This window comes from Shinella sp. WSD5-1 (assembly GCF_963942435.1).
In the GTDB taxonomy this organism is placed as follows: Bacteria; Pseudomonadota; Alphaproteobacteria; order Rhizobiales; family Rhizobiaceae; genus Shinella; species Shinella yambaruensis.
Genome location: NZ_OZ012596.1, coordinates 1,921,028 through 1,934,531, shown reverse-complemented (window position 1 = coordinate 1,934,531; position 13,504 = coordinate 1,921,028). Strand labels below are relative to the sequence as shown.

Annotated in this window: 11 protein-coding genes; 6 read left to right on the top strand and 5 right to left on the bottom strand. The window is 66.3% G+C overall.

The features are described 5' to 3' along the window. The 4 genes from AABQ55_RS09370 to rnd all read left to right on the top strand — a co-directional run bounded on the left by AABQ55_RS09370 (position 1) and on the right by rnd (position 4,970). Positions 1-378 carry a response regulator gene (locus AABQ55_RS09370; protein ID WP_245082257.1) on the top strand — a complete coding sequence of 126 codons (378 nt, stop codon included), beginning with the start codon at positions 1-3 and terminating at the stop codon, positions 376-378. 399 nt (positions 379-777) lie between these two features. Further along, positions 778-2,013 carry an MFS transporter gene (locus AABQ55_RS09365; protein ID WP_272804829.1) on the top strand — a complete coding sequence of 412 codons (1,236 nt, stop codon included), beginning with the start codon at positions 778-780 and terminating at the stop codon, positions 2,011-2,013. A gap of 85 nt (positions 2,014-2,098) precedes the next feature. After that, complete coding sequence (locus AABQ55_RS09360; RefSeq protein WP_272804828.1) at positions 2,099-3,484, top strand: multicopper oxidase family protein; 1,386 nt, start codon at positions 2,099-2,101, stop codon at positions 3,482-3,484. Between the two features lie 340 nt (positions 3,485-3,824). Then, a complete protein-coding gene (rnd, locus tag AABQ55_RS09355) occupies positions 3,825-4,970 on the top strand; it encodes a ribonuclease D (protein WP_272807421.1) in 1,146 nt (381 codons plus the stop codon). On the opposite strand, the gene AABQ55_RS09350 is transcribed toward rnd, so the two are convergent. Then, positions 4,971-5,378 carry a DUF2000 family protein gene (locus AABQ55_RS09350; RefSeq protein WP_272804827.1) on the bottom strand — a complete coding sequence of 136 codons (408 nt, stop codon included), beginning with the start codon at positions 5,376-5,378 and terminating at the stop codon, positions 4,971-4,973. On the opposite strand from AABQ55_RS09350, the gene AABQ55_RS09345 reads away from it, so the two are divergent. Then, positions 5,377-6,267 (top strand): AraC family transcriptional regulator, encoded by an 891-nt coding sequence (locus tag AABQ55_RS09345; protein ID WP_272804826.1) that lies wholly within the window; start codon positions 5,377-5,379, stop codon positions 6,265-6,267. The two genes, AABQ55_RS09350 and AABQ55_RS09345, sit on opposite strands and share 2 nt — an antisense overlap. Before the next feature lie 101 nt (positions 6,268-6,368). Next, positions 6,369-7,727, top strand: a complete 1,359-nt coding sequence (locus AABQ55_RS09340) for an esterase-like activity of phytase family protein (protein ID WP_272804825.1) — start codon at positions 6,369-6,371, stop codon at positions 7,725-7,727. 212 nt (positions 7,728-7,939) lie between these two features. Here AABQ55_RS09340 and AABQ55_RS09335 read toward each other — a convergent pair whose 3' ends face one another. From AABQ55_RS09335 to hdaA, 4 genes are all read right to left on the bottom strand, one after another. Continuing rightward, the gene (locus tag AABQ55_RS09335; protein ID WP_245082270.1) at positions 7,940-8,524 is read right to left on the bottom strand and encodes a DUF922 domain-containing Zn-dependent protease; all 585 of its coding nucleotides are present in this window, start codon (positions 8,522-8,524) and stop codon (positions 7,940-7,942) included. Between the two features lie 8 nt (positions 8,525-8,532). Then, positions 8,533-10,053, bottom strand: coding sequence for a Ppx/GppA family phosphatase (locus tag AABQ55_RS09330; RefSeq protein WP_272804824.1), 1,521 nt, complete (start codon positions 10,051-10,053; stop codon positions 8,533-8,535). 11 nt (positions 10,054-10,064) lie between these two features. Further along, positions 10,065-12,281 (bottom strand): RNA degradosome polyphosphate kinase, encoded by a 2,217-nt coding sequence (locus tag AABQ55_RS09325; protein ID WP_272804823.1) that lies wholly within the window; start codon positions 12,279-12,281, stop codon positions 10,065-10,067. Positions 12,282-12,758: 477 nt separating this feature from the next. Beyond that, positions 12,759-13,445, bottom strand: a complete 687-nt coding sequence (gene hdaA, locus AABQ55_RS09320; protein ID WP_272804822.1) for a DnaA regulatory inactivator HdaA — start codon at positions 13,443-13,445, stop codon at positions 12,759-12,761. Positions 13,446-13,504 lie beyond the last annotated feature (59 nt).

Sequence of the window (13,504 nt, the reverse complement as noted above, 5' to 3'; positions counted from 1 at the left end):
ATGACTATCCAATCGATCCTGGTCGTCGACGACGACGAGAACGACCAGTTCATCTGTGAATACACCATTCGCAAATACGATCCGTCGATCCGCATCATCAAGGCATTCGACGGCTCGGAAGCGCTCGACATCCTGCACCGCGAGACGCCCGACGCCATCATCCTCGACATCAACATGCCCGTCATGAACGGCTTCGAATTCCTCGACCGCTATGCCGAGGAATTCGAGGTGCACGCCCCCGTCGTCGCCATGCTGACCAGCTCCCATCTCGGCAAGGACCGCGAGCGGGCGATGCAGTACAGCTTCGTGAAGAGCTATTTCGAAAAGCCCCTGCAGTCCGACCACCTGCGCCTCATGACGGAATTGCTCGACGAATAGTCGCGGGATGGATTGACGCGTGTCCGGCGAAAATCCCCTCTGGAATCCCCTCTGGCCTACGGGCCTCTCCCCTTCAAGGGCAGATCGATCGCCCATGGCAGGAAACCGTTGCCCCATCCCCTTCTCCCCCGCGGGGAGAAGGTGCCGGCAGGCGGATGAGGGGGATGGCGAACGCGCAAAGGCTCGATCCGAGCCACCCCCTCATCCGACCCTTCGGGCCACCTTCTCCCCGCGGGGGAGAAGGGGATGTGCGGCACCGTCGAACTCCATATGCAATGGCCTTGCCCTCTGCGGGGAGAGCAACGGAGGAAGCCACCGCAACCACCACACTCCCCCACAATTTAGCCCCCGTCCCGCTTTCTCTCTCCCTTTCGGAAAATCCTTCGCCATAGTGGCCGCATGTCCACGATTCGCCCCCTGATTCCCCTTCTCGTCACCGCAGGCATCCTGATCGGCGGGAACGGGCTGCAGGGCACGTTCATCGCGCTGCGCGCCTCGCAGGAGGGGTTCTCCACCGCGGTGATCGGCATCGTCGGCGCGGGGTATTCCATCGGCTTTGCCATCGGCTGCATCTACGTGACGCGCTTCCTGCGCGCGATCGGCCATATCCGCACCTTCTCCGCCATGGCGGCGATCGCCTCGGCCTCCGCCATCGCCATGGTGCTGGTCATCGATCCCGTCTTCTGGTTCGCCATGCGGCTCGTCGCCGGCATCTGCTTCGCCAGCCTCTTCGCCACCGTCGAAAGCTGGCTGAACGCCGCCGTCACCAATGCCAACCGGGCGCGCACGCTCTCCGTCTACCGCGTCGTCGACCTCGGCTCGGTCACCGCGGCGCAATATCTCATTCCCGGCATCGGCATCGGCGGCTTCGAGCTGTTCGCCATCGTCGCCATGGCGCTGTCGCTGTCGCTGGTGCCGATCTCGCTGGCCGACCGCTCCAGCCCGACGGTGCCGGAAGCGATCCGCTTCGATATCCCGAAGCTCTGGAACATCTCGCCGCTGGCAACCGTCGGCTGCATCGTCGTCGGCCTCACCAATGCCGCCTTCCGCAATCTCGGGCCGATCTACGCCCACGACATTGGCCTTTCGGTGACGGCGATCGCCAGCTTCATGAGCGCCGGCATCGTCGGCGGCGTGGTGCTGCAATATCCGCTCGGCCTTTATTCCGACCGGCTCGACCGGCGGCTGATCATCCTCGTCGCCACGCTCGGCTCGGCGCTTGCCGCGCTCTACCTCGCCTTTTTCGCCGGCGGCAACGAGGTGAGGAACCTCGTCGGCATCTTCATCTTCGGCGCCTTCGCCATGCCGCTCTATTCGCTCTGCTCGGCCCATGCCAATGACCATGCCGGCGAAGGCGAGCATGCGCTGGTCTCCGCCGGCATGCTGTTCTTCTGGTCCTGCGGGGCGATCATCGGCCCGCTCTTCGCCTCGGTGCTGCTGCAGTTCTTCGGCCCGCAGGCGCTGTTCCTCTACACCGCCGTCATCCTCGTGTCCTTCATGGCCTATACGGCGCTGCGCATGAGCGCCCGCGCCGCCGTGCCCGCCGGGAAACGGCGCAGCCGCTTCCGCAACCTCCTGCGCACCTCCTTCTTCTTCAACAAGCTCGCCGACAAGGACCGCAACGGCGATCCCTGAGCCTGCGGCAATCTGGTCGGGCGCCGCTTATTGCTGAGGCTCTCTCTCAGGTTTAGAAGCGGATGGACGCACCGGAGGGACCGCCATGCTGACACGCCGCACGCTGATGAAGGGCGCACTCGTCGCCGGGGCCTACGCCGGCGGCGTCGGCCTTGCAGGCCGCTTCGGCGGGCTGGCGAAGGCCGAGGCACCGGTAACGCTCGTTGCCCGCCCCGGCGAGGCGATGATCACCGACAAGGGCCCGACGAAAGGCGTCATGACCTATGGCGACGCCGAGATCCCGCCCGTGCTGCGCATGCGGCGGGGCGAGGCCTTTGCGCTGCGCCTCGACAACAGGCTCGACGAGCCGACGACGATCCACTGGCACGGGCTTCGCATCGACAACAGGATGGACGGCGTGCCCTTCCTGACGCAGCCCTATGTCTATGGCGGCGACGGGTTCGACTATGCCTTCACCCCGCCCGATGCCGGCACCTTCTGGTATCACCCCCATTGCAACACGCTCACCCAGATCGGCCGCGGCCTTGCCGGCCTCGTCGTCGTGGAGGACCCGGCGGATCCCGTCTTCGACGCCGAGATCGTGCTCAACCTGCGCGACTGGCGGCTTGGCGGCGACGGCCAGTTCATCGCCCAGTTCAAGCCGCGCGACGCCGCCCGCGCCGGCACCTTCGGCACAGTGCGCACCGCCAACTGGCGGCAATCGCCGCAATATGACGCGCCGGCCGGCGGCCTCGTGCGCCTGCGCCTTGCCGCGACCGACGTCACCCGCATCCTCGCGCTCCAGATGGAGGGCGCCGAAGCCACGGTCATCGCCCTCGACGGCAATCCGGCGGCGGAACGCTTTGCGCTCGACCACCTGATGATCGGCCCCGGCCAGCGGCTCGACCTCGTGCTGCGCATGCCCGACACGGAGGGCGCCGTCGCGGCGCTGAAGGACCTGCGCGGCACCAAGCCGGCGACGCTCGCCACCTTCCGCGCCACCGGCGCCTCGCTGAAGCGCGATGCGCGCGACCTGCCGCCGCTCACGCAAAACCCGCTGCCCGAGCCGGACCTGTCCGCCGCCACCGAAATCCCCTTCGTCCTCAGCGCCTCGGCGGAGGAGCGGCCGAAGGACGGCATCTGCGGCTCGCTCGGCTACAATTTCTGGGCCATCAACAAGGTGCCGTGGGCAGACGACACGGGCGACCCGACCGCCCCGCTCGCCGAGATGAAGGCGGGCAAAACCTATATCTTCAACGTCGAGAACCCGACGCCGCAGGTCCACCCCCTCCACCTGCACGGCCTCGTCTTCCGGCCGATGAACTCCAACAAGCAGGCGATCCGCCCGCATTTTTCCGACACCTACCTCATCCTGCCGGACGAGAAGGTGCAGCTCGCCCTCGTCGCCGACAATCCGGGCGACTGGGTGTTCCATTGCCACATCATCGAGCACCAGAAGACCGGCATGACGAGCTACGTGCGGGTCGTCTAGGGGCGATCGCGAAGTCGTGCCGTGCGGCTCGTGGATCCTCGGGTCGAGCCCGAGGATGACGCAAGAAGAGACACAGGACGAACATAAGGAACGGTGCAGCATGCCGTGCCGTTTGACGGGTGAGAAACTTTGCCTTCCCCGTCATGCTCGGGCTTGACCCGAGGATCCAAGCCGCGGGTGAGGCGTGGATGCTCGGGTCAAGCCCGAGCATGACGGAGGAGAGTGCGTGCCCTGCCTTTGCCATATCCCTCCCGCTCAAGTTTTCGATTGTGGCAAAACCGTGGACCGTCTAAAGCTGCCCGATCAAAAAACCAGAAAGTCCGCCCGAGCCATCATGCAGATCATCGAGACCACCGCAGCCCTTGCCGAAGCCTGTGAGACACTCGCCCGTTCCGAGTATCTGACCATCGACACGGAGTTCCTGCGGGAAACCACCTTCTGGCCGGAACTCTGCCTGATCCAGCTCGCAGGCCCCGAGACCGAGGTGATCGTCGATCCGCTCGCCAAGGGCCTCGACCTTGCCCCCTTCTACGCCCTGATGGCGAACCCGGCGGTGCTGAAGGTGTTCCATGCCGCCCGGCAGGACATCGAGATCATCGTCAACCGCGGCGACCTCATCCCGCATCCGATCTTCGACACCCAGGTCGCCGCCATGGTCTGCGGCTTCGGCGACAGCGTCTCCTACGACCAGCTCGTGCAGAAGATCAAGGGCGTGCACATCGACAAGTCCTCGCGCTTCACCGACTGGAGCCGCCGGCCGCTCACCGAAAAGCAGCTCGAATATGCGCTGGCCGACGTGACGCACCTGCGCGACGTCTATCTCGCGCTCAAGGAGAAGCTGGAGGCCGCCGGCCGCTCGCTGTGGCTGACCGAGGAAATGGCGGTGCTGGAAGCGCGCGAGACCTACGACCTCCATCCGGACGACGCCTGGCGGCGGCTGAAGATGCGCGTCAAGAAGCCGATCGAGCTGGCCGTGCTGCAGAAGGTCGCGGCCTGGCGAGAGCGGGAGGCGCGCGGCCGCAACGTGCCGCGCTCGCGCATCCTCAAGGACGACACGATCTACGAGATCGCCCAGCAGCAGCCGGCCGATGCCGAGGCGCTGGCGCGCCTGCGCACCATTCCCAAGGGCTGGGAGCGCTCGCAATCCGGCGCGGCCCTGCTGGAGGCGATCAACGAGGCGCTCGCCATTCCGAAGACCGACCTGCCGCGCCTGCCCCGCCAGGCCCATGTGCCGGAAGGCGCCGCGGCCGCCAGCGAGATGCTGAAGGTGCTCCTGAAGATCGTCTCGGAGAAGGAAGGCGTCGCCGCCAAGATCATCGCCAACAGCGACGATCTGGAAAAGATCGCCATCGACGGCGAAGCGGCCGATGTCGCCGCGCTCTCCGGCTGGCGCCGCGAGCTCTTCGGCGAAACGGCCCTCAACCTCATCAGCGGCAAGGTGGCGCTGCGCTTCGTCGACAGGAAGATCGAGGCGGTCGCGCTCTGATCAGGCGTGCAGCTTCGCCCCCTTGGTGATGCGGTCGACGGTCTTCCTGTCGGCATGCAGCGCGATGCCGACGACCTTGGCGTCATCGGGCCCGAATTCGGCGAAGACGGCGCGGTTGGCCGCGTCATGGCCGGTCGCAAACATCTCCTCGATATAGACGGAGGCCGGGACGTCGCGCTCGAGGGCGCGGGCATGGATCTTCGACAACGTTCCACCGTCCGTCGAAAGCACGATGACCGGCTGGACGCTGAGCGCATTGTAGACATTGCCGGCCGCATCGCGATAAGCTTCGCCGATCAGCTCCGGTTTCCGGCCGATGATGCCGCCGGACAGGAAGGCGGTCACGTTCAGCTTCTGCCAGACCTCCAGGTCCTCGCGCAGGACGATGGCGAACTTGGTATCGAACATGCAGGTATACTCCCGAAAAAAGGCTGCGGACGATTCCGCGGCCAATGCGATAGCAGGCGCGGTCGAGGGCCCGCTTGAACGTTCGTGCACGGAAAGGGACCGCATCGTCGTGGCGCCGGAGCTCGCCGGCATCGAGCGCATCGAGGCGCGCTTCCACGGCAAGGGCTTCGAGCCGCACCGGCACGATACCTACGCGCTCGGCGTCACCATGGCCGGCATCCAGACCTTCTCCTATCGCGGCGAGACCCGCTTCAGCCCGCCCGGCAACGTGATCGTGCTGCATCCCGACGAGATGCACGACGGGGGCGCAGCCACCGAGGACGGCCTCACCTACCGCATGATCTACATCCCGCCGGAACGTTTCCTGCCGGCGACCGCCGCGCGCGGGCGCACGCTGCCCTTCGTCGCCGCGCCGGTCGTCGACGATCCCAGGCTGGCAGGCCTGCTGCTGGACGCCATCGGCAGCATGGATGCGGCGATCGAGCCGCTGAAGCTCGACGAGCTGCTGGGGGAGATCGCCGCCGCCCTGCTCGACCATGCCGGCGCGCCGCCGGCGGGCACGGGCCGGCTCGCCCATGCCGAGGTGCGCCGGGCCTGCGATTTCCTCAGGGAAAACCTCTCCCGTCAGGTCAGCTCGGCCGACCTCGAAGAGGTGACGGGGCTCGACCGCTTCACGCTTGCCCGGCAGTTCCGCCAGCTTCTCGGCACCAGCCCGCACCGCTACCTCGTCATGCGCCGGCTGGAGCGGGCGAAGGTCCTGATTACGGCGAGGGAGAGCATCGCGGAAGCCGCCTTTGCCAGCGGCTTTGCCGACCAGGCGCATCTCAACCGCCATTTCAAGAAGGCGCTCGGCATGACGCCCGGGCGCTTCGCGGCGCTCGCCGTCTAGTCCCAAATCCCCCCGTCATGAAAGCGACAAGCAACTGTCAAGCGGCGGTCATGTGCGCCGCCTATCAACGGCCTCGCTTTGCCAACCCGATGGGGACATTCATGACCAAACACCTTTTCACCACCACCGCCCTCGCGCTTCTGCTGGCGACCGCCGCGCAGGCCGACGACAAGGAATTTCCCGCCACGCTGAAGGCCCATGCGATCCTGCCGGCGAACACGATCATCGCCGCCCCGGCCGACGCCGCCGCCTACCTGAAGACATCCGGCAAGTTCACCACCGCCGACCGCAAGCGCACCGAGGCGCTCGGCACCGTCATGGGCAAGGACGGCGTGCGCGAGACCGGCCTGGCGCTGCCCTTCGACGGCCAGCCGATGCAGGGTTTCTCCGGCATCAAGACCATGGAGGACGGCTCGTTCTGGACGCTTTCCGACAACGGCTTCGGCAACAAGCTGAACTCCACCGACGCCATGCTGATGATCCACAATGTGCGCTTCGACTGGGACAAGGGCACGATGGAGCCGGTCAGGACCGTCTTCCTCTCCGACCCGGACCGGAAGGCGCCCTTCCCGATCGTCATGGAAGGCGCGGAGACGCGCTACCTGACCGGCGGCGACTTCGACGTCGAATCCATCCAGCCGGTCGCGGACGGCTTCTGGATCGGCGAGGAGTTCGGCCCCTACATCCTGAAATTCGACCGCGACGGCAGGCTCACCGACGTCATCGCCACCGAGGTGGACGGCAAGCCGGTCACCTCGCCGGACAACCCGACGCTCGCCGTGCAGGCCGATCCCTCCAAGAAGATGCCGGCCTTCAACCTGAAGCGCTCCGGCGGCTATGAGGGCCTGGCGCTCTCGAAGGACGGCACGAAGCTCTACGGCCTCCTGGAAGGCCCGCTCTGGGTCGACAGCGAGAGCGTCGAGCAGGCGGACGGCCGCCCGGCGCTGCGCATCGTCGAGCTCGACACCGCCTCCAAGGCCTGGACGGGCCGCAGCTGGCTCTACCCGCTCGCCGAGGGCGGCGAGGCGATCGGCGACTTCAACATGCTGGACGGGACGACCGCGCTGGTGATCGAGCGCGACAACGGCGCCGGCACCGCCGACAAGGCCTGCGCCGATGCGAGCGACCCGAAGCCGGACTGCTTCGCCACCGCCTCGAAGGTCAAGCGCATCTACAAGATCGCCATGACCGACGAGAATGCCGGCAAGGCCGTGCGCAAGATCGGCTATATCGATCTCCTGAAGATCGCCGACCCCGACAACAGGAAGCGCCAGGGCGGCGGCGGCGGCTTCTACGACATGCCGTTCGTGACGATCGAGAACGTCGACCGCGTCGACGAGACCCACATCATCGTCGGCAACGACAACAACCTGCCCTTCTCCGCCGGCCGCGCGCTGGACAAGGCCGACGACAACGAGTTCGTGCTCCTTGAGGTCGGCGAGTTGCTGAAGGCCGAGTGATCGGTGACGGTTGGGCGTGAGAGACGGCAGCGGCTGCGGGCGCTGCCGTTTTGGTTTTGGCGGCATTGCTCTTTGGGTGTCTGCCTTCCCCGTCGTCATCCTCGGGCTTGACCCGAGGATGACGGAGGAGAAGTGAACGGATTTGATAGCGGCTTATGGTGGCGGGTCGTCAATACGGCTTGCACGGATATGAGGCCGGCGCCGTCTCCACCCTAACTTGGATCGACCAGCTGCAGGATGAGCTGGTGCACATTGCCGCCGTCGTTCAGCTCGACCTGGTCGAACGCGCGGCTGCGGGCGCGCTGGGCCTGGGAGAGCTCGCCGAGCTTGGTCTGGAGCTGCGGGCGGATCTTCTGGCAGTTCGGGTCGTTCTCGACCGTCATGCCGACGCTTGCCGCCTCGATCTCCTTCACCATGTCCTTGATGAAGTCGCCGTGCACCTTCTCATGCGCGGTCACGCCGGCGAGGAAGGTGTCCCAGCGGCTTTTCAGCGGCTCGGAGAGCTTCACCTTCAGCTTCGGCAGCGTGTAGGTGATGATCAGCTTCGGCTTGTTGACCGTGATGGTGCAGGCATTGCCCTGGCGCTCGTACTTGCGCGTCCAGGTGAGCTTGAAGCCGGTATGGGCGATGACGCGGGCGACGCCGAGCTTCGGGCCGCGCGCGCCGATCGACTGGTAGATCTCGAGGCCCGTCGCGCCCGTCACGCCGTAGGGCTCGACGCGCTCGACGGCCTGCCAGTCCTGCGCTGCCGCACTTCCGGCAAAGAGCAGGGCGGCGAGAAGAAGGGCGCCTCTCATCCCTCGCCTCACAGGAACCGGAAGGCGAGCTTCTTGCCGGTGAGCTTGGCAAGCTGCTGGAGGCGGCCGTCGAGCCGCTCGCCGGCCAGTTCGGAATAGTCGGCGGGCACGACGAATTCGAGATCGACCCCGGAGGCGGTGGCCTTGCGGAAGGCAAGGTGCGGCACGACGCCGGGCATGGAGGCGGAGAAGAGGTAGACGACGCGGAGCAGGCCGCCGACGAGCTTGGCCAGCTCGCGCAGGCGCGGCGTCGCGATCGCGGCCAGCGAGCTGCTGACGGCGTCGTCGCCAAGGCCCTCGAAGCGGTAGTAGTTGGTGAGCGCGATGAAGGCGCGGCCGGGATGGGTGATGCCGATGAAGGTGCCGTGGGCAATGAGGTTCAACGCCTGCAGGCCGCGATAATCGGGATGGGCGCGCCAGCTGATATCGGCGAGCAGGCATGCGGCCTCGCGGTAGCGGCGCTCCTCCTCGGTCTCGGTGATGCCGAAGAGCGGCATCATGCGGCCGGTCCATTCGGCAAGCTCGCGCGCATGCTCGGGCGAGCGGGCGCGCAGGATGGCAAGTTCGCCGGCGGCGGCGATGAGCGGGTCGCGCGCCTTTTCCCGGTCGGGCAGGAGCGAATAGAGAAACCCTTCGCGCACGCCCTGGGCGGAGAAGAACACCCGCGACGGCTTCATGATCGCGATCGTCTCCTGCAGGGCGACGGCGCCGAACGGCAGGAGGTTGCGGCGGCCCTTGGAGATCGCCGCATAGGCGGGGTCCTTCTGGTCCTTGGCCGTCACGATGTCCGCCAGGAAATCCATGGCGTCGGAAAAGCCGAGCTCGTAGCCCTGGATCATGTGCAGCGGGTAGTTCTGCACCTCCATGTGGAGCGCCCCGATGGCGCGCCAGGTGCCGCCGACGGCGTAGAAGGCGCGGCCGGCGCCGTTCTTCAGGAGATTGGCGGTGCGCAGGTATTTTCGCGCGACGATGCGGGCCTGGGCGGGCGAGCCGCCGGAGGCTTCCGAAAGCCGGATGCCGCCGAGCGGCAGCGTGATGCCACGGCCGATCATGGCGCCCGCCACGTCGATCAGCTCCAGCGAGCCGCCGCCGAGGTCGCCGACGATGCCGTCCGGATCATGAAAGCCGCTGACGATGCCGAGCGCGGAGAAATAGGCCTCCTCCTCGCCGGTCAGGACGCGGACCTTCTGGCCGAGGATGAGCTCTGCCTGGTGGATGAAATCGGGCCCGTTCTCCGCCTCGCGCGCGGCGGCGGTCGCCAGCGCGAACATGGTGGAGGCGCGCGCCTGCCAGGACAGGGCCTTGAAACGATGCAGCGCCGCCAGCGCCCGCTCCACGCTGGCCGGATCCATGCGGCCGGTCTTGGCAATACCCTTGCCGAGGCCGCACATGACCTTCTCGTTGAACAGGATGGCCGGCGACCGACTCATGCCCTCGTAGATCACGAGGCGAATCGAGTTGGAACCGATATCCACGACTGACACCGGGGCAATTCCAGGCAAACGCCCCTGGGCTTCAGACTCAACCATGCATATCCAGTTTACTTCTTCCGGCGGCCTTGCCAGCCCGCGATCGCCTTCGGTGCGCTGGACTTCAGGGCCTCACCCCGGCCGGACAGGCTGGGATTGGTCATGAAGTAGTGCTGAGCGTTGAACGGCTCGGCACCGGGCTGCACTTCCATGCGCCGGGACGTTCCGTCCGCAAGAATCTCGTAGCTCTGCTGGTTATCGATGAGATTGCCCAGCATGATCTGCGAGAGAACCTGCTCATGCACCGTCCGGTTGATCAAGGGCACGAGTGTCTCGACTCGCCGGTCCAGGTTGCGCGGCATCATGTCCGCGGAACTTATATAGACCAGCGCCTTGTCCGAGGGAAGCCCGTGGCCGTTGCCGAAGCAGAAGATACGGGAATGTTCGAGGAAGCGGCCGACGATGGACTTGACGCGGATATTGTCGGAAAGGCCGGGAACCCGCGGACGCAGGCAGCAGATGCCGCGCACGACGAGGTCGATCTCCACGCCCGCCTGGCTCGCGCGGTAGAGCGCGTCGATGATGTCGGGATCGACCAGCGAGTTCATCTTCATCCAGATCGCCGCCGGCGCGCCGTTCTTCGCATGGGCGATCTCCTCCTCGATGTGGCGGAGAATGCGCGGGCGCAGCGTATAGGGCGAGAAGGCGAGCTTCATGCCGGCCTCCGGTTCGCCGTAGCCGGTGATGAAGTTGAAGATGTTCGCCATGTCGCTGGCGATGGTCGGGTTGCAGGTGAAGAAGGAAAGGTCGGTGTAGATCTTCGCCGTGATCGGGTGGTAGTTGCCCGTGCCGAGGTGGCAGTAGGTGCGCAGCTTGCCCTCCTCGCGGCGCACGACCATCGACATCTTGGCATGGGTCTTCAGTTCGATGAAGCCGAAGACGACCTGCACGCCGGCGCGCTCCAGGTCGCGCGCCCAGCGGATGTTGGCCTCCTCGTCGAAGCGGGCCTTCAATTCCACCAGCGCCGTCACCGACTTGCCGGCCTCGGCCGCGTCGATCAGCGCGCGCACGATCGGACTGTCGTTGGAGGTGCGGTAGAGCGTCTGCTTTATCGCCAGAACGTCAGGATCGCGCGCAGCCTGGAGAAGGAACTGGACCACCACGTCGAAGCTTTCGTAGGGGTGGTGGACGACCATGTCCTTTTCGCGGATGGCGGCGAAGCAGTCTCCGGCATGCTCGCGGACGCGCTCGGGAAATCGGGCATTGTAGGGCTCGAACCGGAGGTCGTCGCGCGGCGCCTTGGCGATTTCCGACAGCGTGTTGAGGGCGAGAAGGCCGGGCAGGACGGCCACGCGGTTGTCCGGCACGTTCAGTTCGCCGACGACGAAGCGGCGCAGCGATTCGGGCATTTCCGAATCGGTCTCGATGCGGATCACCGAACCGCGGCGGCGGCGCTTCAGCGCCGTCTCGAAGAAGCGCACGAGGTCTTCGGCCTCTTCCTCCACCTCGATATCGCTGTCGCGGATGATGCGGAAGGTGCCCGAGCCGCGCACGATATAGCCGGGGAAGAGCTTGCCGATGAAGAGGCCGACGACGTCCTCCAGCGTGATATAGCGGATTGCGCCCTTGGCGTCGGGCAGGCGGATGAAGCGGTCGAGCGCCACCGGCAGGCGCAGCAGCGCCGTCATCGGCTCCTTGCCCGTCGTGCTTTCCAGCTGCAGGCCGATCGAGAAGCCGAGATTGGGGATGAACGGGAACGGGTGCGCCGGGTCGATGGAGAGCGGCGTCAGAACGGGGAAGATCGACTGGGTGAATTCCTGCTGCAGCCAGACCTTGTCGTCGCTGGTGAGCGCGGTCGGGCGGACGATCAGGATATCCTCCTTGGCGAGGTACTGCTGGAGCACGGCAAGCGAGGCCTGCTGCTCCATCTGCAGATTGTCGATCTCCTTGAGGATATCGTCGAGCTGCTCGGCCGAGGTCTTGCCGTCGGGGCTGCGGATGCCGACGCCCTGGCGCACCTGGCCCTCGAGGCCGGCGACGCGCACCATGAAGAACTCGTCGAGGTTGCCGGCCGAGATCGACAGGAAGCGCACGCGCTCCAGGAGCGGATGGGCGGTGTTCAGCGTTTCCTCGAGCACGCGGCGATTGAACTGCAGCCAGGAGAATTCGCGGTTGATGAAGCGTTCGGGGCTTGCCATCAGGGCCGCGACATCGGCGCTCGCCCCTTCCGGCGGCGGCACCTGCTCGACAGGCTTTTCCTGCGCATGTTCCGAAGTCGCTGTATCCATTGGAGAGTCCGCCCCACTTTGCCGCCAGATCGGCCGCATGCTTTCCACGCGGGTTCGGACGGAAACCGATTTCCACTTTTCCCCGAACCGCTTAGCGCAGTTTGACGACGGAACTGTGACAGTCAATCCGGGGTCGGTGGAATTCGCCGAGCAATCGCCGGATGTTCCTCCTGGCAGGCAGGCCATCCCGCCCCCGCCCTGAGGACAAGGCGATCACCTGTCGTGGAATGCGGCATCGCCGCTCTCCCCTTCTCCCCCGCGGGGAGAAGGTGGCCCGAAGGGTCGGATGAGGGGGTGGCTCGGATCGAGCCTTTGCGGCTTTACCATCCCCCTCATCCGCCTGCCGGCACCTTCTCCCCGCGGGGGAGAAGGGGATGGGGCGACGGTTTCCTTCCATAGGCGATAGCCCTGCCCCTTGAGGGGGAGATGATCGGCAGGCCAGGGGGGATCACCGGATGCCGGCTTGAACTCTCCGGCTCACTCCTCGCCGCCGACCATTTCGCCGAGCACTTCCTGCGCCAGCGTGCGGGTGATCCGGCTGCCGCGGGCGAGCGCCAGCCGGTCGAGGCGTTCGACGAGCGTCTGGGCGGCCTCCAGCGAGCGCTCCATGCGCGCGACGATATAGGCGACGAGCCTCTCATCGACGAAGAGCTGGCGGTCGGCGAAGAGCTTTATGATGACCTGCGAGAGCAGTTCGTCGTCCGGCTCGCCGATCTCCACCACCGTTGCGGCCTTCAGGCGCGAGCGCAGGTCCGCCAGCTCGACTGGCCAGGACATCGGCCACAGCCGGCTGGTGATCAGCAGCGTATGGCCGTGCTGGCGCACATTGTTGATGATGTGGAAGAGCGCGCGGTCGTCGAAACCGGCGCGGTCGGCGTCCTCGATGAGCACGGGGCCGCGCTCGGCGGCCGCCTCGGCGCCCCTGCCCGCCTTCGCCTCGATGATCTCGGCACCCGCCTTCTCGCGCCAGATGGCGGCAAGGTGCGACTTTCCCGAGCCGACGGGGCCTGCGATGACGACGACGGGCGAAGGCCAGTGCGGCCAGGCGTCGATCATCGCCACGGCGGCATCGACCGGCTCGGCGACCAGAAGGTCGTCACGCCCCGTCGCGGGGTCGTGCCCGAAGGCCAGCGGCAACTGTTCGGCTGTCTTGCGCGATGTCATGGTGCTACTCGGATACCAACTCTTCGTTCTGGCGCAAGTCCGGGCGAACGCCGCTCCGC

Bases quoted from the DNA above. Each gene is read 5' to 3' on its own strand.
- AABQ55_RS09370 (WP_245082257.1), top strand. From the start codon at position 1: ATGACTATCCAATCGATCCTGGTCGTCGACGACGACGAGAACGACCAG.
- AABQ55_RS09365 (WP_272804829.1), top strand. From the start codon at position 778: ATGTCCACGATTCGCCCCCTGATTCCCCTTCTCGTCACCGCAGGCATC.
- AABQ55_RS09360 (WP_272804828.1), top strand. From the start codon at position 2,099: ATGCTGACACGCCGCACGCTGATGAAGGGCGCACTCGTCGCCGGGGCC.
- AABQ55_RS09345 (WP_272804826.1), top strand. From the start codon at position 5,377: ATGCAGGTATACTCCCGAAAAAAGGCTGCGGACGATTCCGCGGCCAAT.
- AABQ55_RS09350 (WP_272804827.1), bottom strand. From the start codon at position 5,378: ATGTTCGATACCAAGTTCGCCATCGTCCTGCGCGAGGACCTGGAGGTC.
- AABQ55_RS09340 (WP_272804825.1), top strand. From the start codon at position 6,369: ATGACCAAACACCTTTTCACCACCACCGCCCTCGCGCTTCTGCTGGCG.
- AABQ55_RS09335 (WP_245082270.1), bottom strand. From the start codon at position 8,524: ATGAGAGGCGCCCTTCTTCTCGCCGCCCTGCTCTTTGCCGGAAGTGCG.
- AABQ55_RS09330 (WP_272804824.1), bottom strand. From the start codon at position 10,053: ATGGTTGAGTCTGAAGCCCAGGGGCGTTTGCCTGGAATTGCCCCGGTG.
- AABQ55_RS09325 (WP_272804823.1), bottom strand. From the start codon at position 12,281: ATGGATACAGCGACTTCGGAACATGCGCAGGAAAAGCCTGTCGAGCAG.
- hdaA (WP_272804822.1), bottom strand. From the start codon at position 13,445: ATGACATCGCGCAAGACAGCCGAACAGTTGCCGCTGGCCTTCGGGCAC.